Here is a 26488-nt window from a genome sequence, read left to right as displayed (position 1 = left end):
CACACACCCTAGGGGATGAGGGTACAATGGGAGGGAACATGACAAAACTGGTCGACATGACGGGGATCGAAAAGTATTTCCCCGGCGTGCACGCGCTGAAAACAGTGCAGTTCGATCTGTTTTCGGGCGAGGTTCACGCACTTATGGGCGAGAACGGCGCCGGGAAAAGCACGCTGATGAAGATCCTGTCGGGGATTTATCAGCGCGACGGTGGTGATCTGGTGATCGAAGGAAAGTCGGTCAGCCCGACCACGCCCGGCGAGGCGCAGGATCTGGGCATTGGCATCATCCATCAGGAGCTGAGCCTGATGAACGACCTGACCGTTGCACAGAACATCTTTATCGGTCGCGAACCGCGCAAAAGCTTCGGTCGTCTGGATGAGGCCGCGCTGAACGCACAAACGGCCGAGATATTCGCCTCGATGAACCTGTCGCTGGACCCCAAGACATTGGTGGGCAGCCTGACCATCGCGAAACAGCAGATGGTCGAGATTGCCAAAGCACTGTCGTACCGGTCCAAGGTTCTGATCATGGATGAACCCACAGCGGCTCTGAACGATGCCGAGATCGCCGAACTGTTCGTGATCATACGCCGTCTCAAGGCCGAGGGCGTGGGCATCGTCTATATCAGCCACAAAATGGACGAGCTGAAGCAAATCGCCGACCGCGTCACCGTGATGCGCGATGGCGAATATGTGGGCACCGTGGGCGCTGCCGAGACACCAATCAGCCAAATCATCGCCATGATGGTTGGGCGTGAGGTGAACGAGAAACCTCTGGACGTGCCGGATCTTGGCGATGCCGAAGTTTCGCTTGAGGTTTCTGGTCTGAATCGCGGCAAAGAGATCAAGGATGTCAGCTTCTCGGTCCAGAAGGGCGAGATTCTGGGGTTCGCGGGCCTGATGGGAGCCGGAAGAACCGAGGTTGCGCGCGCGATTTTCGGCGCCGATGTGAAGGACAGCGGAACGATCCGCGTGCACGGGCACGAGGTCTCGATCAAGTCGCCCAAGGATGCGGTGCGGGCGGGCATCGGTTATTTGTCCGAAGACCGCAAGCATTTCGGATTGGCCACCGGCATGAACGTGCGCGACAACATTGCGCTGGCTTCGATGGATCTGTTCACCGGCACCGGAGGGGTGTTGAATGACGGTGAAATCAGCACCACGGCCAAGGGATATATCGCGCAGTTGGGCATTCGCACGCCCTCGGACGTGCAAGAGGTCCGACTGCTGTCAGGGGGCAATCAGCAAAAGGTCGTCATTGCAAAATGGCTGCTGCGTGATTGCGATATCCTGATCTTTGACGAACCCACGCGTGGCATCGACGTTGGTGCCAAGTCCGAGATTTACAAATTGCTCGAAGAACTCGCCGAGCAGGGTAAGACCATCATCGTGATCTCGTCGGAACTGCCCGAGATAATGCGCCTGAGCCATCGAATCGCGGTGATGTGCGAGGGCCGGCTGACCGGCATTCTGCCCGGCGGAAAAGACACTACTCAGGAAGACATCATGCATCTGGCCACCCAACGCGCGGCGGCTATGCAGGTAACGGGGGCACCACAATGACCACGGCAACAGACGTTGAAAAGAAAAAACCACTCGCGGGACTGTCCGACAGCGGCGCGTATCAAAAGCTGCTGGCTTTTGCCAGTTTGATCGCGCTGCTGATCGGCTTCTCGATTGCGTCGCCGAACTTTATGCAGACCTCGAACATGATCGCCATTTTGCAGGCGACCTCGGTGAACGGGGTGCTGGCGGTGGCGGCAACGCTGGTGATCATCACAGGTGGGATCGACCTTTCGGTGGGCACGCTGATGACTTTCTGCGCCGTGATCGCAGGCGTGGTGCTGACCTATCTGGGGATGCCCCTGCTGCTGGGCGTGGCGGCAGCCATCGCGGCGGGCGCGTTCTGTGGGCTTTGCTCGGGCACTTTCGTTGCCAAGATGAAGATCCCGCCTTTCATCGCCACGCTTGGCATGATGCTGATCCTGAAAGGCCTGTCGCTGGTCATCTCGGGCACGCGGCCGATCTATTTCAACGACACGCCGGGGTTTGACCAGATCTCACGCGGGTCGCTGATCGGAGAGATTTTCCCGGCGCTGCCCATCCCGAACGGCGTGCTGATCCTGTTCCTGGTGGCGATTGCAGCGTCGTACATCCTGAGCCGTACGGTTCTGGGCCGCTACACTTTCGCCTTGGGTTCGAACGAAGAGGCCGTGCGCCTGTCGGGTGTGAACACCGACGCCTGGAAGATGCGCATCTACGCTCTGGCGGGTGCAATCTGCGGCATCGGCGGCATCCTGATCGCTTCGCGCCTGAACTCGGCGCAACCTGCGCTGGGTCTGGGATACGAGCTTGAGGCGATCGCAGCCGTGGTAATCGGTGGCACGTCGCTTTCGGGCGGACGCGGTACCATTCTGGGCACGCTGATCGGCGCGCTGATCATGGCGGTCCTGACCAACGGGCTGCGCGTGCTGTCCGTGGCGCAGGAATGGCAAACCGTTGTCACCGGCGCAATCATCATTCTGGCGGTCTATGCCGACATGGCACGGCGCAAAAAGTCCGGCTGAAGAAACCAACTATAAAACGACCAACTGTGGAGGAGAAAAACATGTTTTCACGTCGTTTCATTCTGGGTGCGCTGAGCGCAGCCACGATTGCAGGTCCGGCCTCGATAGCCGCAGCGGAAGAAATCTATATTCCGCTGGTATCGAAGGGCTTCCAACACCAGTTCTGGCAGGCGGTGAAATCCGGCGCCGAGCAGGCAGCTGACGAGTACAACGTAACCATCACCTTTGAAGGCCCCGACAACGAAACAATGGTCGACCGCCAAATCGACATGCTGGCCGCTGCTCTTGCCAACAACCCCAAAGCCATCGGCTTTGCTGCGCTGGACAGCCAGGCGGCTATCCCGCTGCTGCGTCAGGCGAATGACAAGGGTATCCCGATCATCGCGTTCGACAGTGGTGTCGACAGCGACATCCCTGTTTCGACCGCAACCACCGACAACCTGGCCGCTGCGGGTCTGGCTGCCGACAAGATGGCCGAGAAGCTGGGCGGAAAAGGTAAGGTTGCTGTTGTGGCCCACGACCAGACCAGCCGCACCGGTATCGACCGCCGCGATGGCTTTGTGAACCGTATCGAAGAAAAATATCCTGACATCGAAGTTGTCACAGTTCAGTACGGCCAGGGCGACCACTTGAAATCGACCGAAGTTACCAAGGCGATCCTGACGGCTAACCCTGATCTGGACGGCATCTTCGGCACCAACGAAGGCTCGGCCATCGGTGTTGTGAACGGTGTTCAGGAACTGGGCACCGAAGGTCTGGTGATCATCGGCTATGACAGCGGCAAAGCGCAGAAGGACGCAATCAAAAGCGGACTGATGGCTGGTGCGATCACTCAGAACCCAGTTGGGATCGGTTACGAGACCGTCAAGGCCGCCGTTTCCGCACTGAAAGGTGAAGAGGTTCCGGCACTGATCGACACCGGTTTCTACTACTATGACGCCTCGAACATGGACGATCCAAAAATCGCGGCGGTTCTGTACGATTAAGATCAAGCCCACTCACGGTTTACCGGCCCGTCGTTCTGCGGCGGGCCGGTTTTGTTTGCGCTACTCGATCAGGAAGTATTAAGATGAAACTTTAAGGCGAGGGCAACTATGCGCCGAATTGAGGTTTCTGAATTCGTATTTCCACATCTAGTGTGCTAGTGTCTTTCAGTGGATCGTTAAGATTTTGTTTAAAGGTTGATTTAAGTGTCAGACAACTTGAGTAATAAGTTTAGATTGCGCCCGATGGAGAAAGCGGATCTTGAGGTCATCTCCCATTGGTTCCAAGACCCTGAAGACGTTGCGCTTTTTGATCGGACATCGCGGGTTCCGTTGAACCAGTTTCAGACAGAAGAAAGTTGGAAGGCCGTGTTCACCGCCGAAGGAGCGGGGTGCAAATGTTGGTTCGTGGTGGAAAACAGCTCTGGTGAAGCGGTTGGCCTGGCCGGGATCGAAAGCGTGTCGCTGGTAAACCGGGATGCAGTGGTTGCAATGTTTGTCGACAAATCCGCGCGACGCACCGGCGTTGGTATCCGAGCGACGGCTTTGGTGGTAGATTTTGCCTTTCGGCAACTAGGGTTGAACCGTTTGACCTCTTATTATCGGGCGGACAACACCAGCAGCCGCGATCTGGTTGCAAGGATAGGATGTCAGGTCGAAGGGACCATGCGTGAAGCCTGGTTTGCAGACGGGCAGTTTCACGACATGGTTGTTGTGGGTGTTCTCAAAGGCGATTGGGCGAAACGACGCGACGCTTTGGCGGCCGAACTGTCTGACGATACACAGGTCTCGTTGGGGCCGAATGCGTCTGCGGCTTGGACATGGCCGCCGAAGTGCAAGAGTGGTTGAGTGAAAGTCGTTAATACCGCAAGTAGTCGTTAAATTTCAAAATTTGCTTTATGCTGATCCACGGACCTGCTCGGTGCCAAATAAACGAGAATAAACAGTGAATACGACCAATCCGAACTTTACGATGACTCAAAAGCTTGGCGCTGTTCTGTTCGCCGATGTCGTCGGGTATTCGCGATTGATGAGTCAAAATGAGTTAGATACTTATAACGCGCTGAAATCATTGATTTCTGATCTCGAATCTTCCTGTGCAAAACACCAGGGCAGGGTGGTCGAGGTGCGCGGCGACGGCATCTTGGCATTGTTTGAAACAGCAACAAGCGCGGTCGAGTTTGGTGTCGAATTGCATCGTATCGCCAGCGCGCATAACAGTGCCGGTCCCGAAGACCAGCGAATCAAATTCCGTGCGGGCGTTCATCTTGGGGAAATCCTGATCGACGATCGCGGCATTCATGGCGATAACGTCAACATCGCCGCACGGCTGCAAGAGATCGCCGAGCCCGAGCGTGTCTATGTTAGTTCGGCTGTCTATGATCAGGTCTGCAACCGCCTGCGCTATGGCTATGAGTTTTTGGGGCCCAAGCAGCTCAAGAATATCATGAACCCGGTGTCGACCTATTGCGTCCGCAGCGAGGTTGCAGGCGCAACCATGGCGGGAACGATGCGACCCGAAGTGTTGGGGGATATTCTCGAACGTCCTGATACACCATCGGTTGCCGTGCTGCCTTTTGCCAGCCACGGGGACGAGTCCGATAATTGGGTGGCCGAAGGTCTGACAGACGACATCATCATGAACCTGTCCAAGTTCAGGAACCTGTTCATCATCGCGCGTAACTCGTCCTTTTTCTTCAAAGCGCAATCCATGCCGCCGAAAGACGCCGCACAGCGGTTAAACGTGCGCTATATCGCGCGGGGCAGCGTACGCCGATCAGCCAGTCGGATCCGGATCTCGGCCGAGTTGGTGGATGCCAGTAGTGAACGCACGATCTGGGCGGAACGGTTCGACCGTAATATCGACGATATTTTCGACATTCTGGACGAAGTCACCGAATGTATCGTCGCTGCGACCGCCGTCATGATCGAGTCGCATGAAAAGCAGCGGATGATCCAGGCGATCCCCTCTGATCTTGAGGCTTATGGGTCGGTTCTTCAGGGCCAACACCATATCTTCAAATACACGCGCAACGACAATCGTAAAGCGAAGAACTTTTACCAATCCGCGCTGGAACGCGACGGCGGCTATGCACGCGCAGCGGCGGCGTTGTCACGGACGCTGAACATCGACTGGCGCTATTCCTGGAGTGATGACCCGTCCAAGGCGTTTGAACAGGCGCTGACCTTTGCCCAACAGGCGATTGAGCTGGACCCGACGGATGCGCGCGGCTTTGGTGAATTGGGGTATGTGCATCTGTATCGCAAGGAACATGACGCCGCTATTCAGTCCTATCAACGTGCATTGGCCCTGAACCCCAATGACGCCGATATGCATTCGGATTACGCGGACGCTCTGGCCCATTCGGGTGATAACGAAACGGCGATCACGCATCTGCAACAGGCCATGCGGCTGAACCCTTATTTCCCCGATCAGTACCTGTGGCATCTGGGCGGCGCCTATTACAATCTCAGACGCTATGAGGACGTGATAGAGACGGTCAACAAGATGAACAACCCAACCGAGGGGCAACGGATGCTGGCCGCGAGCCATGCGCAATTGGGGAACACGGATATGGCGCGTCTGATCGCGGACAAGCACCGCGAAGCGCATCCCAACTTCTCTCTGTCACGGTGGGCCAAGGTTCTGCCCGACCGGCTGGAGGATGACACCCAACACTTTGTAGAAGGTCTGAAAAAGGCCGGGTTTTGAGCATAAAAAAGGGCGCGACCCTGCGCGCCCTGTTTGAACCGGGAAAGGGAAGGGGGCTTAGTCGCCGCCCCGCACTTTCGCACCGCTGACTTTCGCGCCACTGACTTTGGCACCGGAAACCTTGGCGCCCGAGACTTTCGCACCGCTAACCTTGGCACCCGACACCTTTGCCCCACTGATCGCCGGGCTGTCGAAGCCGAAATAAATGTCCAGTAGAACCTGTTCGAACTGACCGGTTGTGACATCCATACGCATGGTCTGATCGGCCTTTTCGTAGCGCCAAACCATGATGTCGTTTGCTACTTGGTAATCAGCCGCCGCGACGCCGCCAATCGAAGGATCCCTTGGAGCGCGTGATGCATTGTTTGGAGGTTCATTCGGGTTGCCATTTACGGGGTCACCGTCGCCATGAACCAGAAAAATAGCTGGTTCTGGCAGGTCGTAATAAGTGCCTTCATAGGCAAAACCATAAATCTTGGCGAACTGTGCTTTTAAGTCGTTTCCGCCCTGAACTTTCTCATCTTCAAGCTGGTCGGAAAGATGCTTGTTGTTGCCTTTACCGCCCTTTTTCTTGTTTTCCAGCTTAATGTCAGTCAGGACTCTTCCGTAAATTAGCACTTCCGAAAAACTGAGCAATGTTTCACCCATAAACTCATCTCCCAATTGTGGGGTCGCGGGTTTGACCGTTCACCCTTTTCACCACGGCCCGAGATGCCCCGTGCCAGAAAATCCAAAAAAATCACCCCTCTATTCCATGCCATAAATCGGCTTCAAAAAAAAGAATTTTGCGATTGGTCAATCCGGGACCATCGTACGGACTGAATTTGAATGGCTGTCTTCTTCCGGGTCAGGCAGGCGGGGACCGGCCGTTGTCAGCCCGATATCGCGCATTCTGAAGTTGCCCTCGATGATCTGGTGGAACGCGCCGCCGGTGATCTCCTGATCCACGGCAAGCAGTGCTTTTTCCACGCCGAAATAGCTGAGCATGTCCGCATCCAGGCGCGACCAGGTATCGGCCAGATAGGTACCCAGATAGTCTCGCGCTTCAAGCAAGGCGATACGGAACCCATCGGGATTTTCGGCGTAGCGTTTGTCGAAAATCTCCTGCATGACGGCGCTGTAGTCTGGAGAGCCTTCCAGTTGGTCCGACAGGTCTTCTTCCTCGGGCGAGATCAGCCCGTGCAGCAGCAGCCGTTCGTGATAGATATCGACAAAGATATCGAACATCGCGCCGGTCAGCGGTTCAGACAGTGCATGTTCACTGGACCAGCCATGGGAAAACTCGGACAGCGTTTTGTTGTTGGCGGCAATTCGGATCTGAGCGTTCTCGGACAGTTCGGCAAACCGGTTCAGGCGGTTGTAGGTATAAAGATTTCCATGCGTGTTTTGCAGCAGGCTCTCGACCACTGATCCGAAATGGAGCGAGGCCAATAGCGCCACCATATCGGCGGCAGACTCGTGAAAGCCGTAGTATTCGCCGGAGGCGTCCCCGTTCGAGGGCATCCCGATCACGCTGTAAATGATTGCGTGGCCGATCTCATGGGCGACGACATCAAAGTTCAGACTGTAGGGGCGGTATTCGTCGCCATGGTCATGGGTGCCGCCGGTTTCCAGAAACCCCCACCCGATATGCGCATTGTCTAGGCTAGGCAGCAGCGACAGTTCCAGCCGGTCGAAATCACGGGCAAAGTGCCAAGGGATTGGGTGATCAAAATAGCCTTGCCACACATCCATGGTGAAATGTGCAGACCCAAACAGATGTGCGGCTTCAAAAGAAGGGTCTGTGGGGTCGATATGGATGAAATTTCCGAACTCGTCCGGCATGGCCGGAGGCTGGATATAGCCGTTCCAAGGTGGCAGATACATGCCCGGACCGTCGGGGCCGGGAACTATCGCCCCATAGGGCGTGGTTTTGCCAACCGGGTTGACAGTATACATGCGCGGCCCCGAGGGGCCCGGCCCAATGCTGCCCTGCGGGGCCGAGATTTCGACCAGCTCCAGTTCCGCGTCGGGTTCCAGGAAAGGCGATTGTGGGAACAATAGGAACCGGGTTCCGGGTTCGTCATCAGGTGTCTGTTCGGGTGAAGTCATCTGGTGCCCTCCCGTGCCCGTCCGGCGCCCCTATTCGTGATTGGAGTCGTCCGTTGTGACGGCTTTTTGGCAATACAAATACTCTGTTTCTATAAGCTCATAAAACGCATCCCGCCCGGACAAACCAAGCGACCTTGCATAGGATTCAAGATCATCGGGCACCTCTTGGTCAAGATGTGTTTCAAAATACCACAGCACCATGCGCAAACGGTCCGATCCAGTCGTGAGGGGCGCGGTCGCTTGCAACTCTGCTTTCGCAGCAGCTCGGTCCCGAAGTTGGGAATAGATCCCCGCACGGCGCAACTCGTTCAAGAGCGGGGCTTCAATATCCGCGCCTCGGTCTTGCGATACGGCTGACAGACGGGCCGCGTCGGCCAGCATGTCTTCATAGGTGTTTGGGCTCAGGTCGTTCGCGTCCAGCCAGCGCATCAGGTCTGCGTGGCGGGTTAGGTTGGCACGATCCCGGTGCGCTGTCATTTGTTGAACCAGCGCGTCGCGGTCTGGCGTTTGGCCGCGTCTGTGCGCCTCATCCCGTGCCAACACATGCAGCAGGGCGCGATCTCTCACTTCGGCAAAAAGCGCGGGTTGCAGACGCAATTCGTTTATTACGGCGGGGTCGGAGGGTGTTTCGGCCTCAACGCGGCGGCGCAGAGAATTCCACATCAAGGTCCGTTCTGTTCTGTGTGAATGACTTGTGTCATCCCCAATACCTTGGGCCATTTGGACGAGCATGGCGAGGGCATCCTCTGCTTTGGCATCTACATAACCGTTGGGCAACCAAGCCATGAAGCTGGTGATCTCAGAGCCGCCCGTTAACGCCTTTACGATACCCTCCCACTGGCGTTTCTTGTACTGGGTCTCCTTGGACACGCGCAAAAGAGTTTGGGCACCTTCGTCTGACAAAACACCCTCAGCCCGCGCGCGTTCCACAGTGGTCCGGATCGAAACCATTGGCACGCTGAGAGACGGATAGCCCAGTTCGGCAGGTCCATGCAGAACCGCCACTTCATCATCATCCTGCAATACGCCTGAATGGTAGTCGTCAAAGATGCGCCCGACGCCAATCATTCCGAAATCGGCCAGTTCGGCGGCGCGTAGCGCGCCCATGCTGGCGCTGCCATAGACGGGAATACCCTGTTCCATCGCCCACAGGATTTCTTTGTGCCAAACCGAGGGCACCCCTTCGAAATACCCGTCAATTATCCCGATCGCACTGGGTTTATCGCGGGTGACACGATAGACGTCACCCTGCCGGACGGGCGGCAGAACCGTGGCGTCCAAATGCGCTGCGACGGCCTTGGCCGACAGGGTCGGACCTGCAAAGACCACGGCAGTCATGTGTGCTGCTCCTGCACTCGGGCGACCCGTACGCCTGGGATGAAATCCGGGTCGTCATGCGGTGCCTCCAAACCGGGTATGACCGCGCGCACCACGCCGATGTCTATGTGCGGTTGTGACAGGTCAACTATTACCACTTGTGACATGCCTTGCCGGTCCAAACACTCCAAAAGCAGATCGCGGTCCTGTTCGAAAGATGCGCTGGCGTGGGTGGGGCAATCGGTGAAACTCTGGATCGGTTGGGCCGCGTCAATCAGGTCGCGGACGTACTGGCATCGTTCGGATTGCGCTTGATCGGTGAATTCGGCAGGATCAAGATCGTCACGCGCGCCCGAGATATAGGTCAGACGGGTCTGAGCGGCCTCGGTCAAAGCGCGCAACAAGGCGATGGAGCGGTCCACATGGCAGCCATCCCCGATCCCGATATGGCCGGGCTGACCCCCGGCCTCGGCAATCACGCAACGAAAACAGGCGATGCCGATATCCGAGGTGGTCTGCCATATCCCGCAATCCAGACCGGCGGCGTCAATCATGGCCATCGCGCTGCGGCATCTGGGATCATCGACCGTGTCCGGATCAACCCGAACCTGCGGTGTATGATGATGCCACAGGGTTGTGGCATCCCGCTCGATCAACTCACAAATCGCGTGGCAACTGGCCTCGGTGACATTGTTGCCGGAGGCCAGCCCGTTGGTTGTTCGGGGGAAGGCCCCCTGGGTGGCGCTTGGGGCGGCGGTGTAGTCTGTGTCCACCATCTCAAGCGGGACCCAGCAGGCTTGGTTGGCATTCAGATCACATCCCTGAACCCACAGCATCGCCGCATGAGGATCAAATTGCCCGCCGGTCACACGTGGCAGGCGGGTCACATCGATAACTGCGTCATCGGCCACAAGATCGGAATACCGCGCCAGCCGCTGGGGCAGGTGGACACGTTCGGCGTGCCAGGACTCGATCGCCTCCATCACGCCCGAGGCTTGTGCCGCGCTCAGTGACAGACCCTTGCCCAAAGACACCGCCACGGAACGAGAGTTCGGGCGCGCCACCATCACGGTTGGCAATCCGATCCGGTCCAGCCCGGTCAGGTTTGCAACGCGCGTGATGCCCATGTCCTTGAGATGGGGTTTGACGATCTCCAGCGTTTGTTCGGGGTCTCGCGACCGGTGCGTATCAAGAACGTATTGTTTTTGTGAAACACCGGGCATCAGGGGACCTTAACCAATTCAATTCGAAACAGACAACGAAGCGGAAACCAATTTCGGATCAGGATGATAGAGGATCGTCGTTGGGTCAACTGTGACGGTCGGACAGGCGGCTAAACATATACTGAGATTGGTGGTGATATTCTTGCCCGTCCATGAAGACGACGCTGGGGAAGGAAGGGTTGTTGATCGCGTCCGGCCAGCCTTGCGGCTCTAGTGCTAGGCCGCTACGTGTAGAATAGGGCGCGCCGAAAACGGTTGGCAGATCCGCGCTGTCCAGAAAGTCACCGGAATAGATCTGAAGCCCCGGTTCGGTTGAATGCAGGTCCAAAGCGACACCAGACCGAAGCCCGTGCAGTTGGGCGATATATTTTAGTCTAATACGATCGCGCGCTATGCAAAAATTATGGTCTAAGGGAGCGTCTCCGACGGGCCGGAGTGTTTGAAAGTCGTAAGGCGTGTTGCGGACAGGTTCGACCGAACCCAAGGGGATCAGTTCGTCATCGACCGGCAAATAGTCTTGTGCCCGGACACGCAACAGATGGTCCCCGATATCCCCGTCGCCATTCAGGTTGAAATACCAATGCGGCGTGAAATTGCAGATCGTGTCGCCCGTTGCTATGGCCCGGATGTCCAAGTTCAACGTCGCGGGTGACGTAATGGAATAGTGAGCTTTGACGGACAAAGCGCCCCCAAAACCCATGTCTCCCTCAGGTATTTCCAGTTCGAAAGACACCGCATTCTCTGTCTGGTTGGTCCGCCGCCAGTTCTGTCGGGCAGCGCCTTTACTTCCGCCATGAAGGCAATGTTTGCCCAGAAAATTGCGTTCCACTGAATAGGTTTTTCCATTCAGAGCGTATTGCCCGTTGGATATCCGGTTTGCGCAGCGCCCAACAATGCAACCAAGATATGGGTCATTGCGCAGATATTCGCTCGGCGCTTTCCAACCTAAAACCAAGGGGTGGTCGATGCCGTCCAGACGTAAATCAATCAGCGAGGCACCAATCGAACCGAGGGTCGCTGTCAGTGTCCCGTTGGAGATTTGAACAACAGCTCGCTTGTTGGCTTCATGGGGGATCATAAATTTAACATAAGATGTCTTACAGGTAATCTATTCTGGTTCCATTTTCTTCAACAAGGTCTCTAAAACAGATTTCAACCGTTGGACGTCGATCGGTTTATGCAACAAGGGGACACCTGCGCGTTTGCAATATCCGGTCAGTTCAGAAGATCTGTTGGCCGAAATGATACAGGCTGGCAGGTTACCGAATTCGTGCCGTAAAGCTACGACCGCATCCGTTCCCTTTTTACCGTGGTCCAGTTGATAGTCGGCAATGACAATGTCGGGCACAATTTCAATCTCGCGCAGCAGGCCAACTGCTTGTTCCTCGCTGCTGCACTCCAGAACTTGGATGCCCCAGGATTCCATCGTCATGGTCAGTGCAGAGCGCAGGTTCTCGTCGTTTTCGATCAACAAAGCCACAGTGCTGGTTAGTGTCACCGAGTCATCAACCTGTTGCAGTACATGGCCATGCGGTTTTAGAGGTGCGGTATCCGCCAAAGGAACCTTAACCGAGAACATCGTTCCCAGCCCCAGCTCGGATCGTAACTGAATGGGGTGATTCAACAGTCCGCAGGCGCGCTCGACTATGGCGAGCCCCAGGCCCATCCCCTCGGCTGCGCTGGCATCGGAATGGAGCCGTTGGAACTCCTGAAAGACGATCTCTTGCTGGTCGGATGCGATTCCGACGCCTGTGTCCCAGACCTCGATCCGAACCGAGCCCTGCTGTTTACGCAATCCAACTAGAACCTTGCCTGCATCTGTGTAGCGGATCGCGTTGGACAGCAGGTTTTGCAGGATGCGCCGCAGGTAGCTTGCGTCACTGCGGATCAAAGCGTTGCTATGTACGAACCGCAATTCAAGCCCTTTGGCTTGGGCGACAGGACGAAACGAGTCTTCGAGCTGAGACAGCAGATTGCTAATTGAGAAGGTGGTCTGGTGCACCGTGGCACGACCGGAATCCAGTTTCGAGATATCCAGAAGCGCCTCGAGGATATGTTCGACACTGTTGAGCGCGCTTTCGGCCTTTCCGGCCACGTTGCGTGCGTCGTCTTCGTTTAACCCGCTGCCCAATGTGGCGACATAGAGTTTGGCAGCTGAAAGCGGTTGCAGCAGATCGTGGCTCGCTGCAGCAACAAAACGTGATTTTGAAGAATTAGCGCGCTCAGCCGCTTTCAAGGCGTGGGCCAATTCCCCGGTTCGCGCGGCGACGCGGTGCTCTAGCAGGGTCTTGGCTTCGTGCAGGGCTTGCGCCGACTGGTGCTCGGCCGTGACATCGGTAAAGGAAATCACGAACCCCCGATCCGGCATCTCTTGCGCGAACACGGAAAGGATCTTGAACCGCCCGCTGCGCATCTGAAACTTCAGCGGTGCCCGTTCCGCAGTTCGATTGACCCAATCCAGCAGATCGGCATCGCTGACGCCGCCTTCAAACCGGATGGTCGCGCTAAGGCGGTCGAATACGGTTTTGAACTGGACGCCCATCTGAAACTGCGCATTTGGGATGGCCAGCAGTTCACTGGCGCGATTGTTCCATCCGATCAGGCGCAATTTGCTGTCGAAGATGCAAACGCCTTGGTCGATATGCTCCAGCGTGGCGCGGATCAGGCGGGCCTTGTCGTCAAGGATACGGTCTCTCTCTTGCCGTTCGATGCGCATGATATCGGTGACGTCAGTTTGCAGGATGACCGTGCCGCCATCGGGGGTCCGATGTTCCGAAACCTGCGTCCACCGATTGCCGTTAAGCCGGACGTTAAACACTACATGATCGTCCGTATGACGCGACATACGCCGTTTGGCCCAATCTTGTGGCGTAAGCGTTTCGGGCAGGGACAGGAACCTGGATTGACTGACAAGCTCGACATATTCGGTAAAGCTGAGACCCGGCACCAATTGCGCCTGAATATCGGGCATGTGCATCCCGAAGCGGCTGTTGCATAGCACCAGCTCTTCTTCGAGGTTGAACAGTGCAAACCCTTCTTGAACCGTCTCAATTGCGTTGGCGAGGTCGGCGCGCGCGGCCTCGGTTTCCTGATTGGCCTGTGCAAGCTGCGCGTTCGACTCGTTGAGCAGTTGCAGCGCGCGTTCCAGATCCAGCGTGCGGGCGCGAACTTCTTGTTCCAGCACGGCGGCGCGCTGGAATTGCGCATAGGCCGCCCCGCTGGCATCGGTCGATTCCTCGACCCGGCGCATCAGGGCTTCGGCAATCTTCAGCAGTTTCTGGTTTTGGCGTTCCAGAGGGTCATGCGGGTCGATCAGCGATTCAATCATGGCCGTCATCCTCGGGTGGATAGATCGCGACCCCGGTCAAAGTCTGATTGACATGGATCGAGTTGAATTGCTCGCCATAGGTGGAAAAGCCGACCACGTTGTTCTCCGACATGATCTGCGACAACGCGCCCGTCATTTGTTTTTGCTGGGCTTCTAATCGGCGCAGGATACAGTCGCAGCCCAATATCGTATCCGGATGCGCGGATTGGGTCAGAGCACCGATTTCGCGCTCTAGATGGGTGATCATGTCCATCGGTTCGGCCAATGTCAGAACCAGACCTTCATCGATGGCCGAGAAAAAGACCAAATCCCCGTTACCGGCAACGCGTTGAATGGCGCGAACATGATGTTGGCCGCCAATTTGAACGACGACTGGATGAGCCGCAAAGGTAAACGTATCCAGCTGTTCGGGGTCTTTTCCCAATATTCGTGCATATTCACGCGCCGCCGGTTCGGCGTTGATCTCACGCACGATGCGGTTGGTTGGGTCCGCGTCCGTCACGACCATGCGTTGGGCCGTTGGCACAAGATGGTCAGTCTTAAAGACTTTGATTGGACAGCGTGTGCGTACCTGAGTCAGGATCGCAGCATTCTCATGTGCCAGACCCTGATGCAGAACAAAGGTGTTGTCGAACCGGGTTCCGTCGCCCGCCGATCCGCCAAACAGCGGCACAGGCCCCAGCCCTAGCGCCAATTCCGAGGTCAGAATGTCCTCTTTCGTTGACAAACCGTCGATCAGCAAAAATGTAAACTCATGCTGCCAATCTGGTTGGATATCCGTCATTTCTGCTCGGTTGCGGATCATCTCGTGGATGATATCGGGGGCTGAGAAATCATCTAGATCCGGCACCAAGATCGTGCGCGTTTCAAAATGGGTTGCGGGCAGGCCTATGGCGACGATCTGGTCTTCGGTATAACCGTCCCCCGCCAACTCACCGGCCGTCGTGCATCCAACAACTGGAACGGGTGAGAACTTCTTGGCCGCTTGCGCAATGATATGCGCAGCATCCGCGCTGCCACTCACAAAAAGAATGATCAGTGTCAGATTGTCTGACTCCAGTGCGCTGCCAAGTTGTGCGACGGCGTCTTGCACGCCACAGCCAACAAATGCAGTTTTCACGATGCCTGGCGCACGGGTTTGGGCCTCTGCCCACCCGACTGCTTGGTCCATCGGGCCTCCTCCCTAAAGCGCGACGAGAGTCGAACGTAATACGGTTAGCCCTGTTCTTGCAAGACGCTGGCGAACGAGGCTTTATTGGCGATCAGAACGGCCTGTGTCCGGCTTTGAACCCCCAGTTTCCGCATGATTGCAGTCACATGGGCTTTTACGGTCGTCTCTGCGATAGACAGGTCATACGCAATCTGCTTGTTCAGTTTGCCCTCGCAGATCAATTGCAGGATACGGGATTGCTGATTGGTCAAGGTGGCCAGCCGCCCAACTGCATCGCTTTGTTCGTCATCTTGTTCTTCGTCGATCAGCACGCATCCTTCGGGCAGGAATACACCACCGGAATGGACCGTTTCAAAGGCCGTACGGAACACATCGCGCTGGCTGTGCTTTGGGACGTAGCCTGAGGCTCCCCCGTGGATGACTTGGCTGATGACCCGATTGTCCGTCATAGAGGACACAACGATCACAGGTGCTTTGGCCGCCGCTTTCAAGCGCACCAGACCGTCCAACCCATCCACGTCGGGAAGGTTCAGGTCCAGCATGACCGCGTCCGGTTTCAGGCCTTCGGCAATCATGGTCAGAGCGTCTTCCAGCCGGTCGGCTGTGTGGATCTCGCCAATATGCGCAACGCTTTGCAGCGTCATCGAAAGCGCATCGCAAAACAACGGGTGATCATCGACGATCAGGACGTTTTCGAAATCATTTTGCCCTTGAGGGTTTGCAAGCATGGGTCTTGGCCTTTGCAATGGGTTGCCCAATTTAACCAAGCGTAGCAAGGGAATGGAATGCAGCAAACTGGCGAAAAGTCGTATAAGAAAACGCGCGCCCGTTTGGGGCGCGCGCTTGGATCGAATGACCCTTGTATCAGTTTGCCGAGGCCAGCTCTTTCGGCAGACGGAAGGTCCACAATGTGCCGCCCTGGTTCAGGTAGTTGACCTTTTTGGCCACTTCACCACCCCAAAGCGGAACCGCGCCGCCCCAGCCCGAGATGACCGAGACATATTGCTCGCCATCCTGTTCCCAAGTTACAGGCTGACCGACGATGCCCGAACCGGTCTGGAACGACCATAGCTTTTCGCCGGTTTCATCATCCAAAGCAATGAACTCGCCCTCGGGTGTGCCGAAGAACACCAGACCACCAGCAGTGGTCATCACGCCCGACCAAAGCGGCGCGTCGTTCTTGTATTCCCACTTCCATTCGCCGGTATCCGGGTCAATGGCCTTGAGCGAGCCGATATGGTCTTCGTAGTTCGGCTTGATGGTAAAGCCCGCGCCCAGATAGGCGGCACCTTTCTTGTAGGTGATCGGCTCGTTCCAGATATCCATGCCCCATTCGTTGGAAGGCACATAGAAATTGCCGGTTTTCTGCGAAAACGCCATCGGCATCCAGTTCTTGCCACCCAGGAACGAGGGCGAAGCAAAGATCACTTCACCTTTCTTACCATCGGCTGCCGCTGCAGGATCACCGGGGCGGTTGTCTTCGACAAAGATCGGACGACCGGTTTCATCCACGCCGGAGGACCATGTGATATCCTTGACGAAGGGCGTGGCAGATACGAACCCGCCGTCTTCACGGTTCAGTACGTAGAAATACCCGTTGCGGTCGGCAGTTGCATAGCGCTGATTGCCCTCGCGGTCGGTATAGGCGACGACTTCGTTTACGCCGTCATAATCCCAGCCTTCGCGCGGTGTGGTCTGGAAGTGCCACTTGATGTCGCCAGTTTTGGGGTCGATCCCGATGCGGCTGGCGGCATAGAGGTTGTCACCCTTGTTGCCTTCGGTTGGGGTCCCTGCATTGCGCAGCCAGCTGTTCCAGGGGGCCGGGTTGCCCGCGCCGAAGACCAACGTGTCGGTGTCGGCATCGTACGAGCCGCCTAGCCACGTCGCGCCGCCGCCGGTTTTCCACATGTCGCCAGGCCAGGTTGCGTTCAGCTCGCCCGTCATGGTGCTTTCTTCGCCGTTCAGCGTGCCCATGTGACCTTCGATCACCGGCCGTTCCCAGACCAGGTCGCCGGTATTGACGTCCCGCGCCTGAACCGCGCCAACGATGCCGAACTCACCACCCGAATTGCCGGTGATGACCAGACCATCAACGATCAGTGGAGCCGCTGTATAGGAATAGCCCGCTTTGTAGTCGGCGATCTTGTCGCGCCAGACAACATCGCCCGTGTCCTTGTTCAGCGCCACGATCCGTGCGTCCAGCGTACCAAAGATGACCATGTCGCCATAGATGGCCGCACCACGATTGACCACGTCACAGCAGGGCAGAATGCCTTCGGGCAGACGCGCGTCGTATTGCCAGACTTCTTTACCGGTCTTCAGATCAATCGCATAGAGGCGCGAGTAGGATCCGGTGATATACATCATACCGTCATAGATCAGCGGCTGGGTTTCCTGACCGCGCTGCTTTTCGCCGCCAAGGCTGAAAGCCCAGGCTGGCAGCAGGTTATCGACGTTGTCCTTGTTCAGCATGTCCAGCGGGCTGTAGCGCTGCAAGTGCCGCCCCATGCCATTGGTCACGATCTGCGTGGTGATCGTTTGGTCGTTCGCCAGATCGTCTTCGGTAACTTCTGCATAGGCCGCGCCCGTTGCAATCACACTTGCAACTGCCGCCATGATAAACCGGCTCATCGGTGTCCTCCCTAGACTTATGTCTTTCCTCCGTGCCGAATCTCCGACACGTCGGGATTGTTGGCGAGAGTATTATTCGCGGGAGAGTCCTTCGGTGAAATTGCACAATGGTCGTAGGGCTTGAGCGGACGATTTCAACTAGTGTGACCCAACTTTTTCTGAAGGGAGGATACAATGCGACGGCTTTTTTCAAGCATTTTGCTGCTTGGCCTTGCTTCGGCCCTACCTTCGGTGGCCAAACCGTTAACCGGGCAGAAAGAGATTTTTCTCGTTGATGATGCTGGGCATAGAATACTAATAGGGTACGTAAAATTCTCGCAAAATGGCGAGACAACGATCTACGATCTCGAATTCAATGACGAGGTGTTTTCCGAACATTTCTTGTCAATGCGCCCGTTTAAGTGCTTGGAAGGTCCGGACAAACACTGGTGCCATGTCCCCTACCCCTACGAGTTGCAGCGGTATGTTTCCGCAGAGGATCTGACCGATCTGGAATATGATCTTTTGTTCATCCATAAGGGGGCGACCGAATACGGTATCAACATGTGGAACGGCATTTACTACCGATTGAACGCGGACGGCGACCATCTTGTTGGGCAATTGCACGAAATGGACATGGATGTGTTGTCGGCACCGCCCGAGGCCGGGAACCTCAGACCGATAAAGCATGATGACATCCACGAATCCGATCCTGACAGCCACTGGTTGCCAGGTATCGTGATTGAATAGGGTTATTGCGCGGAAAGGCTGCTCAGGTAAGCCAGAATAAAATCCTGAATCGTTCGGTCTTCGATACCCACATGGCGCATCTTGGTGCCGGGCATGAAACCGTCATTGTCCTCCATCCATGCGCGCAGTGCTGCGGGCGTCCAGACGATACCGGAACCTGCAAGCACGTCTGAATAGTCATAGCCGTCAACGGTTCCTGCCTTGCGCCCTACGATCCCGTCCAACTGAGGCCCATAGCTTGGATCCGTGGCATCCGGCGCGTGACAACGTCGACATTCCGAGAAAAACAGATCTTCACCGGCGTCAACCTTGATGCGGTCGAAGGTGGATTGAGCCAGCGTGGGCGGGGCCGAGATGGCGTAAGCGACAAGGCCAAGTGACAAGGCGAGGTGTTTCATAGGGTCCTCCAAACGTTTTTCGAATGATACGAATTCCGCTGGGGGCAAGGGCTTGACGTACATCAAGAAACTGAAGGCGCACCCTCATCCTTTGGTCGTAGAAATGTGGGGATATTGCGCTTTTCAGAACAGGGGCGCGTATTTCCATTCATCCGCGTCGGGTGTGACCTCGTTCGGATCATAGCCTGATTCTTGCAGCCGTTTGGCGATTTTCAGCCCTTCCCGCGCGGCTTCATCGACATAGGCGCGTCCCAGTTCCTGATTCTGCGCCACACCGTGCCCGCGCAGCAGGTTGAGGCCATAGTTGAACTTTCCAACCGGATCGCCCAGATCGGCGGCGCGTTTGTCCCATGCGGCGGCTGCGTCCGGGTCATAGGGACCCGCTAGACCGTTATTGTCCAACTGACCCATCCATGTCATGGCTCCGGTATAGCCCGCCTCGGCGCAGGTTCTGAACAAAGTACGCGCCAGATCATGCCGCCCTGACTTGGTCATGTAGTAGCCCGACGCGCAGGTGGTCATGTCGGTGATACCGTTGTCGATATTGCTCATGACCTTGCCCCATCCTGTGTCCTGCGGGTTGAGCGTGCCGAACTCATCCTCGACCGTTTGGGCCGAGGCGGCGGACGCTATGAACAGGGACAGTGCAGCGATACGGATCATGGTCGAGCCCTCTGGTTTGGGGGTAGTCTACCTCAACACTCGCGCGATTTCACGTCTGCCATGGTCGTAGAGGCTCTACCCGCGGGGTTTCTTCACTCCCCGCGCCGGATCATATCCCCAAAGCGCAAGTCCCAGGAAAATAAACCCGGCCAGAATCGTCCATCCGAGGGCTGCCGCGTTGAATTGCCCGTAGAGCGCAAAACGGATCAACTCGACCGCGTGGGTGAAAGGGTTGAACGCGCAGATATCGCGCAACAGGGCCGAGCTTTCGGCCATCTTCCACAGCGGGTAAAGCGCCGAGGACAGGAAGAACATCGGGAAGATGACAAAGTTCATAACCCCCGCGAAATTTTCAAGCTGCTTGATGGCCGAGGACAGCGCCAACCCCAACGCGCCGAGCATCAGCCCCGCCACGATCAGTGCCGGGAACACCAGCAGATAACCAATGATTGGCATATCGATGCCGTAAACCGCGGCGACCGCAAGAAAGGTATAGACCTGCAGGATCGAGATCGTCGTGCTGGCCAGCAAGCGGCAAAACAAAAGCCACCAGCGGGGCAAAGGGCTGGTCAGCAGCAAGCGCATGGAGCCCATCTCGCGGTCATAGACAAGACTGAGAGAGCTTTGCATCCCGTTGAACAGCATGATCATACCGCACAGGCCGGGCACGATGTAAATCTCATATGTGATATAGGTCTGATAGGGTGGCGTGATAGACAGGCCCAATGCCGCGCGAAATCCGGCGGCAAAGACAATCAGCCAGACCAGAGGGCGCACCAGCGCGGCGACAAATCGGCTGCGCTGACGAACAAAGCGTAGTGCCTCGCGTATCAGAATGGCGCGCAGGGCAATCAGCGCGCCGGTCATGCCGTGGCCCCTGTCATGGACAGAAAGACGTGTTGCAAAGGTTGTCCGCTGGTCAGGTCGCTGCACAGTTCCTGTTTCAGCAGCTTGCCACGGTGAAGGATGGCGACGTGGTCATCCGGCTCGATCTCGTCGGTCAAATGCGTCGCCCAGAGCACGGTCAGCCCGTCCTGCTGCGACAGCGCATGGACATGCTGCGTGATGGCTTTTCGGGCGGCCGCATCCAGTCCAACCGTTGGCTCGTCCAGCAGAAGAACCGAGGGGGAATGGATTAGGCTGCGTGCGATTTCCAGCCTTCGACGATGCCCGCCATTCAGGTCGCGGGTGCGTTCGGCCGCGCGTTCGGCCATGTCCAGCCGGTCAAGCGCGGCTGAGATCCGCGTTTCGGCATCGCGCCCCGCCAACCCGTGCAAAGCGGCGAAATAACTGAGGTTGCGGTGCACCGTCAGATCCAGGTCCAACGTAGGTTGTTGAAACACCACGCCAATCTGAGCCAGCGCCTGACGGGGCTGTTTTGAGATGTCGAACCCTGCAACCTCGATCACGCCCTGCGCCGTGGTAAACAACCGTGTCAGAAGAGAAAACAGGGTCGACTTCCCTGCTCCGTTCGGTCCCAGCAACGCACAAAACGCGCCCTGGGGGACATGAAAGCTCACATCATCAAGCGCGCGTTTCTCGCCATAGGCGTAGCTGACATTTCGGACTGAAAGCCCTGTCACTGAATGGTAATCTCCAGCCGCTGTGTTTCGCCGGTGCTGCCCGGCACTTTCAGATAGTAGCTGCCCGGCTTGATCGCGACAAAGCCTATTTCCATCTCACCAGCTTCATCGAATTCGACCGAGTCCAGCCCCAGAGGGCGGATTTCCAGTCCTTCGACGACGATTTCATCAACCCAGATCGCGCGGAAGAATTCAGGACCCACCAAAGCCAGTTCCTGACTGCCATCGCCCTGAATCTCGAACTCGTAATACATGCCGGATTTCAGCACCCACGGGGCCTCGGCCAGAGGCACACCGGCGGACAGAGTGATCGGCGGCAGGTCTTCTTTGTTCTTCGCCGACAAAATTCCGGCCAGACCAAATCCGTCATCGTCATCATCGGCCAAAGCCGCAGCTGGCAAAGCCATAGCCATCATCGCGGCCACGCATATCAATTGCTTCATCTCTTAAGTCTCCTCGAAATTCTTTCAGTTGGTCGGACGGAAGGCCGCGCCCCAGGGGAAGCGTCCGACCTTGATTGTCTTGATGGGTTCACGTTTCGCCACGTCGATCACGGTCACATCGCCGGATACGCCGTTTGTGGTGAACAGCAGCGATTTGTCGGCGTTGAAATCCATGTGCCAGACGCGACGCCCCACAAGGATGTAGTCTTCAACCTCATAGGTTTCGGCATTCACGGCCGCCACATGGTTCGACGGTCCCAGCGCGACAAAGGCGGTTTCATCCCCGTTGGACAGTTCAAACCCCACGGGTTGCACCCGGTCGGGGTGGACACCTTCGACCTCGAACTCGATCTTGGCCTTTTCGGTCTGTGTTTCCACGTCGAACACCGTGATGGTACCGCCGATTTCCGAGCTGACCCACAGCTCGGTCCCATCCTTCAGGAATTCCGCGTGGCGCGGGCGGGAATCGACCAGAGTGTTGGCGAACAGCTCTTGCGTTTCGGTGTCGATCCAATGGGCCATGTTGGTGGTCTCGGACGTGGTGATGGCGATCTTGCCATCGGGGGACACAGCCATCCCTTCGGGCTCAATCCCAACATCGATCTGAGCAATTACGGTGCGCGATTCCGTATCGACTACGGTGGTGATCGCGTCGTCTTCGTTAGCGATATAAAGATGGCGATCATTGGGGTGCAGCACAAATTGCTCGGGGTCCTCGCCCGAGGGCAGATCGTGTAGGATCTCGCCCGTTTCCGGGTCCATCACCTGCACCGCGTCGCTGTCTGAGGCGCAGATATACAGCACCGAGAAATCCTTGGAAAAGGTGATCCCGCGTGGGCGTTCGCCGGTTTCTATCGTACGGATCACCTCGAGCGTCTCGATGTCGATCACGCTCAGCGTGTCGTCCTTTTCATTGCTGATCCACATTTCGTCCGCGGCCGCCGGTGCGCAGAGGGCGGTCGCCGCCAGAAGTGCTGTCAATCTCATCCCAGTTACTCCCTGAATGCCTGACACTGGCTTTCGCCCTCGTCTAGTCCCAACGTGTCGAGTTCCGTGCGCTGGTGCAAGAACCCCTCCAGCGGCGCCATCGCAACGACGGCGCGGTCGGTGACCAATGGGATCGGTTGCCGCAACTGCCCGTTCCAGGACCGGAAATTCATCGCCCTGCCCTTGAACCCGGCCAGTTCGAAATCGTCCGACAGGATGTAGTCGAGCAAAACGGTCGGGTCACTGGATTGCGTGCGTGTCACTGCCTCGCCCAAAGTCCGGTAGGCGGCCCATGCGGCATAATCCTTTGGCATCATGCTGCGGCCGGTCTGTTCGGTGAACCGGTTTTGCATCTGGACCGCGCCCCATTGTTCCACCACACGCGACCACGTTACAGGTTGCAGTCCGTCGGACCCTGCCACGGGGCGGGCCTGCCATGTGTTGAATTCGATATACCGGCTGAAGTCGTCCAATTCATCTGCGATCAGCAGGACGTCATAGTCACCGAATTCCTGTGTAAACAGCGGCACCTCTTGAGCGGCATTGCGGCGTAAGTCGGCGTCGAATTCCCATGTCTTTTCGGCGCTTAGCTCCAGACGGAATTTTTCCAGCGATCGTTTGAGCGACTGTGCAAAGGCCTGATCACCGGGATGGACGCCGGTGATCATCACCAACTCGTCCCAGCGGCGTTTTACCAGAAATTGAACCAGCGCATCGGTGCGCATCATGTTCGACGGCAAAGTATGCAGCAGATTGGCGCGGCAATTTTGGTCTCGCACATCCAGATCAGACGCGGATGCGTTGAACAGAATAGCGTTCGCCGCCTCAGGCAGGTCAGCAACGTCCAGTTGCGCTTGTGCAGGCGCATCGAGGATTAGAAAAGGGCTATCCGCCAAAGCCTGACGGGCAGCGGTCAGCCAATCGCCACCCTCGGGAACGGACGTGACGGACAAGTTGTATTTATGCCCAAGGAATTTTGCGGTTGTCAGGTTGTCGGCCAAGGCCAGCTCGCCCCCTGCCACACCCAAATCGTCCGGTATCGGATCAAGGTTGGATAAAACCGGAGGCCGCGGTACCTGCATCTGCAAATATGTGACCGCAATCTCAACCTCGGCCCATGCTGCGGCCGGCAGCAGAACCGAAGCGATCAAGGCGCGCAAATAGGTTTTCATGTCGACGCCTCCTCCCTGGCAATTTGATAAAATCTGCTCATCCCTGTCGGGACCATTAGACCTTAGTCGCAGCTACCCCCCAATCTGCAACCAAGGTCTAATTCCATGCTGAATTCTGCTAAGCTATGACCGGGGAAAGCGTCGTAGAGGAGGATAAGATGCGTCCAGGTTTTTATAGCGTAATGCTAAGCGCCGTCATGGCTGGCGGCATGGCGCTGGCCCATGGCGATGTCGCCCCGCAGCCCGTGAATACTGACGCTCTGCCCGATGTGGGCGATGAGTGGCTGATCGAGAACCCTTACCGCGACAAGGGAGAAGAGGTCTGGCAGGCGGCGATTGAAATCGGTGATTCCGGCTATAACCAGAACTGCGCACGATGCCATGGTTTGGGTGTTGTCTCGGGCGGGTTGGCCCCTGATCTGAGGTATCTTGAAGCCGAAGAATATGGCGATGAATGGTATGTTGAGCGATTCCGCGAAGGTTACACTCAGAACGGGATCACCAAGATGCCCGCCTTTGGCGAGCTTCTGGGCCAGAAGGCCGCGTGGGCCATCCGCACCTATATTGAAACCCGTCCCGATGACGGAGCATTGGATGATCATTCCGACCGGCTGAAGGAAATACGTGATCTGCTGGCCGCGATGGCCGACGGCGGCGACGGAGACGCAGCCGCGCTACAATCTGAACTCAGCGAGATTGCGGGAACTATTGAGACCGGCTCGGGCGCGCCCGTGGCCGATAGCGTCGCCCTACGCGCCGCTGTTTTGATTTCGGGGGACAGCCCGAACTTTGCCGAGGCAGCGGAACAGCTGACCATCGGCTTGTCTGCCGCGCAATAGATCGGCAGAGTGGGGCACATGATCGGACGCTTTTTCGTTTTCTCCCTGTTGGCTGCGGCCCTGACCACTGGGCAAGCAATGGCCAGGTGTAAAGATCATGTGCCCCAACCCAAACCGCAAAACGCCAGCCGTGACATCGTGGGAGCCGACCTCGATACCATTATCGAGCGCGGTTATATTGAGTTCGCAGCCTATGAGGATTTCGCCCCGTGGTCGTTCGAGGAAGACGGCAGAATTCAGGGCGTCGATATAGAAATCGGCAAGTTGATTGCCGAAGATCTGGGTGTCGAAGCTCGGTTCAATCTGGTCGCCGCAGGAGAAAATCTTGAAGCCGACCTGCGCAACTGGGTCTGGAAAGGCCCTTTGATCAACGGACGTGTCGCCAATGTGATGCTACACGTCCCCTATGACAGTGAATTCGCCTGTCGGGTAGAACAAGTGGTTTTCACCGGTCAGTATCACGATGAAGAAATCGCGATTGCCTATCGCAAGGATGAATACCCCGAAGACCCGCCCGTTCCGGCCTATTTCCGCTTTGATACGGTCGCGGTGGAAAATGACTCGATTGCTGATTTCTACCTGTCGGCCTTTCCGGGCGGCCAGCTTGCGCAGAATGTGCACCGCTTTCCCACAGCGGGTCTTGCGATGGAGGCCTTGGCGGCAGGTGACACCATGGCGGCCATGGGCCCACGCGCTCAGCTCGAAGCCGGTTTGACGCCCGAATTGGATCTGCACACGCCGCCCTTGCCCGGTTTTGCCGTCAGCAGCTGGACCAGTGGCGTTGCGGTTCATTTCGCCTATCGCGGCCTCAGCTATGCGGTGGACGATGCGATTTATGCAGCGCTTCAGGATGGCCGGATCGAACAGATATTCGCCGCGCACGGCCTGACGCATGCACCGCCGAAACTGCGGTGACTACACCCAAGGTCTTATAGGCACCGGGTAGATCACCGCGTAGCTTAACCGAAAATACTGGAGGGAGTGACATGGAACTACATGACAGCCGCGTCATTGCGGCCCCACGTTCCAAAGTCTGGGAGGCACTGCTATCGGCCGACATTCTGAAAGAATGTGTCCCCGGCTGCAAAGAAATGTCGGGAACAGCAGAAAATGGGTTTGCCGCGACAGTGGTGCAGAAGGTCGGACCCGTAAAGGCCACGTTCAAAGGTGAAGTGACCCTGTCGGACATGGTGGATCAGGAAAGCGTCAAGCTATCTGGGGAAGGCAAAGGCGGGGCCGCCGGATTTGCCAAGGGTGCAGCAGATGTCACCTTGTCGGATGCGCCCGAGGGGACGTTGCTGGCCTATAATGTCGATGCGCGCGTGGGCGGCAAGCTGGCTCAGCTAGGGGGGCGGGTCATTGATGGCGTGGCCAAGAAAATGGCCGACCAGTTCTTTGAGAATTTCCAGAATGCGGTCGAGGAAGACCCTCAGCCCGCGCCTGCCGAGGCTGCGCCCGAACCGGCAGCGGCCCCTGCTGTGTCAGAAACGTCGGCTGAGCCAGCTCAGGCAGCGCCGCCGGAAGAGAAAAAAGGTTGGTTCAAGCGCCTGTTCGGTGGTTGATCCGAAAATTTAAGGGAGGAAAATCTGATGAAGATTTCGATGACTGTGAACGGCGTAGCTGTGAGCGGTGATGTTGAGGGTCGGAC

25 protein-coding genes are annotated in these 26488 nt (G+C 57.0%); 9 read left to right on the top strand and 16 right to left on the bottom strand.

What is annotated here, in order from left to right; translation table 11 throughout:
- Positions 1-38 precede the first annotated feature (38 nt).
- The 5 genes from GOV80_RS13740 (at position 39) to GOV80_RS13720 (ending at position 6265) form a co-directional block, all read left to right on the top strand.
- Entirely contained in the window at positions 39-1565 is a 1527-nt protein-coding gene (locus GOV80_RS13740; RefSeq protein WP_170785546.1) for a sugar ABC transporter ATP-binding protein, read from the top strand.
- Complete coding sequence (locus GOV80_RS13735) at positions 1562-2569, top strand: ABC transporter permease (protein ID WP_170355083.1); 1008 nt, start codon at positions 1562-1564, stop codon at positions 2567-2569. The genes GOV80_RS13740 and GOV80_RS13735 overlap by 4 nt, the downstream gene beginning before the upstream one ends.
- Positions 2570-2610: 41 nt before the next feature.
- Positions 2611-3555: an ABC transporter substrate-binding protein gene (locus tag GOV80_RS13730; RefSeq protein ID WP_170785544.1), complete on the top strand. Its 945-nt coding sequence runs from the start codon at positions 2611-2613 to the stop codon at positions 3553-3555.
- Between the two features lie 204 nt (positions 3556-3759).
- The gene (locus GOV80_RS13725; protein WP_331252154.1) at positions 3760-4401 is read left to right on the top strand and encodes a GNAT family N-acetyltransferase; all 642 of its coding nucleotides are present in this window, start codon (positions 3760-3762) and stop codon (positions 4399-4401) included.
- Positions 4402-4525: 124 nt separating this feature from the next.
- Positions 4526-6265, top strand: coding sequence for a tetratricopeptide repeat protein (locus GOV80_RS13720; protein WP_170785542.1), 1740 nt, complete (start codon positions 4526-4528; stop codon positions 6263-6265).
- A 57-nt stretch (positions 6266-6322) separates the two neighbouring features.
- Here GOV80_RS13720 and GOV80_RS13715 read toward each other — a convergent pair whose 3' ends face one another.
- The 9 genes from GOV80_RS13715 to GOV80_RS13675 form a co-directional block, all read right to left on the bottom strand.
- Positions 6323-6913, bottom strand: coding sequence for a pentapeptide repeat-containing protein (locus GOV80_RS13715; protein WP_170775708.1), 591 nt, complete (start codon positions 6911-6913; stop codon positions 6323-6325).
- A gap of 147 nt (positions 6914-7060) precedes the next feature.
- The gene (locus GOV80_RS13710; RefSeq protein ID WP_170785540.1) at positions 7061-8356 is read right to left on the bottom strand and encodes a gluzincin family metallopeptidase; all 1296 of its coding nucleotides are present in this window, start codon (positions 8354-8356) and stop codon (positions 7061-7063) included.
- Between the two features lie 30 nt (positions 8357-8386).
- On the bottom strand, positions 8387-9694 hold the full coding sequence (locus tag GOV80_RS13705) for a TfuA-like protein (protein ID WP_170785537.1): 1308 nt from the start codon (positions 9692-9694) through the stop codon (positions 8387-8389).
- On the bottom strand, positions 9691-10896 hold the full coding sequence (locus GOV80_RS13700; protein WP_170785535.1) for a YcaO-like family protein: 1206 nt from the start codon (positions 10894-10896) through the stop codon (positions 9691-9693). The genes GOV80_RS13705 and GOV80_RS13700 overlap by 4 nt, the downstream gene beginning before the upstream one ends.
- Positions 10897-10981: 85 nt before the next feature.
- On the bottom strand, positions 10982-11974 hold the full coding sequence (locus tag GOV80_RS13695; protein WP_170785533.1) for an aldose epimerase family protein: 993 nt from the start codon (positions 11972-11974) through the stop codon (positions 10982-10984).
- A 30-nt stretch (positions 11975-12004) separates the two neighbouring features.
- Positions 12005-14224, bottom strand: coding sequence for a hybrid sensor histidine kinase/response regulator (locus tag GOV80_RS13690; RefSeq protein WP_170785531.1), 2220 nt, complete (start codon positions 14222-14224; stop codon positions 12005-12007).
- Positions 14217-15395, bottom strand: coding sequence for an FIST N-terminal domain-containing protein (locus GOV80_RS13685; RefSeq protein WP_170785529.1), 1179 nt, complete (start codon positions 15393-15395; stop codon positions 14217-14219). Before GOV80_RS13685 ends, GOV80_RS13690 begins: the two co-directional genes overlap by 8 nt.
- 44 nt (positions 15396-15439) lie before the next feature.
- Entirely contained in the window at positions 15440-16123 is a 684-nt protein-coding gene (locus GOV80_RS13680) for a response regulator (protein ID WP_170775722.1), read from the bottom strand.
- A gap of 136 nt (positions 16124-16259) precedes the next feature.
- On the bottom strand, positions 16260-18026 hold the full coding sequence (locus GOV80_RS13675; protein ID WP_170775724.1) for a PQQ-dependent methanol/ethanol family dehydrogenase: 1767 nt from the start codon (positions 18024-18026) through the stop codon (positions 16260-16262).
- A 174-nt stretch (positions 18027-18200) separates the two neighbouring features.
- Between GOV80_RS13675 and GOV80_RS13670 the strand changes: the two genes are divergently transcribed.
- Entirely contained in the window at positions 18201-18755 is a 555-nt protein-coding gene (locus GOV80_RS13670) for a hypothetical protein (RefSeq protein ID WP_170785527.1), read from the top strand.
- A 2-nt stretch (positions 18756-18757) separates the two neighbouring features.
- Here the strand turns inward: GOV80_RS13670 and GOV80_RS13665 are convergent, their stop codons facing one another.
- The 7 genes from GOV80_RS13665 to GOV80_RS13635 all read right to left on the bottom strand — a co-directional run bounded on the left by GOV80_RS13665 (position 18758) and on the right by GOV80_RS13635 (position 24001).
- Positions 18758-19153 carry a c-type cytochrome gene (locus tag GOV80_RS13665; RefSeq protein ID WP_170775728.1) on the bottom strand — a complete coding sequence of 132 codons (396 nt, stop codon included), beginning with the start codon at positions 19151-19153 and terminating at the stop codon, positions 18758-18760.
- 123 nt (positions 19154-19276) lie between these two features.
- Positions 19277-19816, bottom strand: coding sequence for an SEL1-like repeat protein (locus GOV80_RS13660; protein WP_174819528.1), 540 nt, complete (start codon positions 19814-19816; stop codon positions 19277-19279).
- 75 nt (positions 19817-19891) lie between these two features.
- Entirely contained in the window at positions 19892-20683 is a 792-nt protein-coding gene (locus tag GOV80_RS13655) for an ABC transporter permease (protein ID WP_170775731.1), read from the bottom strand.
- On the bottom strand, positions 20680-21399 hold the full coding sequence (locus GOV80_RS13650) for an ATP-binding cassette domain-containing protein (RefSeq protein WP_170785525.1): 720 nt from the start codon (positions 21397-21399) through the stop codon (positions 20680-20682). The genes GOV80_RS13655 and GOV80_RS13650 overlap by 4 nt, the downstream gene beginning before the upstream one ends.
- The gene (locus GOV80_RS13645) at positions 21396-21842 is read right to left on the bottom strand and encodes a hypothetical protein (protein WP_170775735.1); all 447 of its coding nucleotides are present in this window, start codon (positions 21840-21842) and stop codon (positions 21396-21398) included. The genes GOV80_RS13650 and GOV80_RS13645 overlap by 4 nt, the downstream gene beginning before the upstream one ends.
- Positions 21843-21866: 24 nt before the next feature.
- Positions 21867-22829, bottom strand: a complete 963-nt coding sequence (locus tag GOV80_RS13640) for a YVTN family beta-propeller repeat protein (RefSeq protein ID WP_170785523.1) — start codon at positions 22827-22829, stop codon at positions 21867-21869.
- Positions 22830-22834: 5 nt separating this feature from the next.
- Positions 22835-24001, bottom strand: a complete 1167-nt coding sequence (locus GOV80_RS13635; protein WP_170785521.1) for an ABC transporter substrate-binding protein — start codon at positions 23999-24001, stop codon at positions 22835-22837.
- A gap of 158 nt (positions 24002-24159) precedes the next feature.
- On the opposite strand from GOV80_RS13635, the gene pedF reads away from it, so the two are divergent.
- The 3 genes from pedF (at position 24160) to GOV80_RS13620 (ending at position 26402) form a co-directional block, all read left to right on the top strand.
- Entirely contained in the window at positions 24160-24840 is a 681-nt protein-coding gene (pedF, locus tag GOV80_RS13630) for a cytochrome c-550 PedF (protein WP_170785519.1), read from the top strand.
- 78 nt (positions 24841-24918) lie between these two features.
- The gene (locus tag GOV80_RS13625) at positions 24919-25755 is read left to right on the top strand and encodes a substrate-binding periplasmic protein (protein ID WP_237215862.1); all 837 of its coding nucleotides are present in this window, start codon (positions 24919-24921) and stop codon (positions 25753-25755) included.
- A gap of 71 nt (positions 25756-25826) precedes the next feature.
- Positions 25827-26402: an SRPBCC family protein gene (locus GOV80_RS13620; protein ID WP_170785516.1), complete on the top strand. Its 576-nt coding sequence runs from the start codon at positions 25827-25829 to the stop codon at positions 26400-26402.
- Positions 26403-26488 lie beyond the last annotated feature (86 nt).

Source organism: Ruegeria lacuscaerulensis (assembly GCF_013034685.1).
Classification (GTDB): Bacteria; Pseudomonadota; Alphaproteobacteria; order Rhodobacterales; family Rhodobacteraceae; genus Ruegeria; species Ruegeria lacuscaerulensis_B.
This window is presented reverse-complemented; position numbering and strand designations above follow the sequence as displayed.

Excerpts from the sequence above, each read along its gene's own strand:
- GOV80_RS13740 (WP_170785546.1), top strand. The coding sequence starts at position 39 with ATGACAAAACTGGTCGACATGACGGGGATCGAAAAGTATTTCCCCGGC.
- GOV80_RS13735 (WP_170355083.1), top strand. The coding sequence starts at position 1,562 with ATGACCACGGCAACAGACGTTGAAAAGAAAAAACCACTCGCGGGACTG.
- GOV80_RS13730 (WP_170785544.1), top strand. The coding sequence starts at position 2,611 with ATGTTTTCACGTCGTTTCATTCTGGGTGCGCTGAGCGCAGCCACGATT.
- GOV80_RS13720 (WP_170785542.1), top strand. The coding sequence starts at position 4,526 with ATGACTCAAAAGCTTGGCGCTGTTCTGTTCGCCGATGTCGTCGGGTAT.
- GOV80_RS13715 (WP_170775708.1), bottom strand. The coding sequence starts at position 6,913 with ATGGGTGAAACATTGCTCAGTTTTTCGGAAGTGCTAATTTACGGAAGA.
- GOV80_RS13710 (WP_170785540.1), bottom strand. The coding sequence starts at position 8,356 with ATGACTTCACCCGAACAGACACCTGATGACGAACCCGGAACCCGGTTC.
- GOV80_RS13705 (WP_170785537.1), bottom strand. The coding sequence starts at position 9,694 with ATGACTGCCGTGGTCTTTGCAGGTCCGACCCTGTCGGCCAAGGCCGTC.
- GOV80_RS13700 (WP_170785535.1), bottom strand. The coding sequence starts at position 10,896 with ATGCCCGGTGTTTCACAAAAACAATACGTTCTTGATACGCACCGGTCG.
- GOV80_RS13695 (WP_170785533.1), bottom strand. The coding sequence starts at position 11,974 with ATGATCCCCCATGAAGCCAACAAGCGAGCTGTTGTTCAAATCTCCAAC.
- GOV80_RS13690 (WP_170785531.1), bottom strand. The coding sequence starts at position 14,224 with ATGATTGAATCGCTGATCGACCCGCATGACCCTCTGGAACGCCAAAAC.
- GOV80_RS13685 (WP_170785529.1), bottom strand. The coding sequence starts at position 15,395 with ATGGACCAAGCAGTCGGGTGGGCAGAGGCCCAAACCCGTGCGCCAGGC.
- GOV80_RS13680 (WP_170775722.1), bottom strand. The coding sequence starts at position 16,123 with ATGCTTGCAAACCCTCAAGGGCAAAATGATTTCGAAAACGTCCTGATC.
- GOV80_RS13675 (WP_170775724.1), bottom strand. The coding sequence starts at position 18,026 with ATGAGCCGGTTTATCATGGCGGCAGTTGCAAGTGTGATTGCAACGGGC.
- GOV80_RS13670 (WP_170785527.1), top strand. The coding sequence starts at position 18,201 with ATGCGACGGCTTTTTTCAAGCATTTTGCTGCTTGGCCTTGCTTCGGCC.
- GOV80_RS13665 (WP_170775728.1), bottom strand. The coding sequence starts at position 19,153 with ATGAAACACCTCGCCTTGTCACTTGGCCTTGTCGCTTACGCCATCTCG.
- GOV80_RS13660 (WP_174819528.1), bottom strand. The coding sequence starts at position 19,816 with ATGATCCGTATCGCTGCACTGTCCCTGTTCATAGCGTCCGCCGCCTCG.
- GOV80_RS13655 (WP_170775731.1), bottom strand. The coding sequence starts at position 20,683 with ATGACCGGCGCGCTGATTGCCCTGCGCGCCATTCTGATACGCGAGGCA.
- GOV80_RS13645 (WP_170775735.1), bottom strand. The coding sequence starts at position 21,842 with ATGAAGCAATTGATATGCGTGGCCGCGATGATGGCTATGGCTTTGCCA.
- GOV80_RS13640 (WP_170785523.1), bottom strand. The coding sequence starts at position 22,829 with ATGAGATTGACAGCACTTCTGGCGGCGACCGCCCTCTGCGCACCGGCG.
- GOV80_RS13635 (WP_170785521.1), bottom strand. The coding sequence starts at position 24,001 with ATGAAAACCTATTTGCGCGCCTTGATCGCTTCGGTTCTGCTGCCGGCC.
- pedF (WP_170785519.1), top strand. The coding sequence starts at position 24,160 with ATGCGTCCAGGTTTTTATAGCGTAATGCTAAGCGCCGTCATGGCTGGC.
- GOV80_RS13625 (WP_237215862.1), top strand. The coding sequence starts at position 24,919 with ATGGCCAGGTGTAAAGATCATGTGCCCCAACCCAAACCGCAAAACGCC.
- GOV80_RS13620 (WP_170785516.1), top strand. The coding sequence starts at position 25,827 with ATGGAACTACATGACAGCCGCGTCATTGCGGCCCCACGTTCCAAAGTC.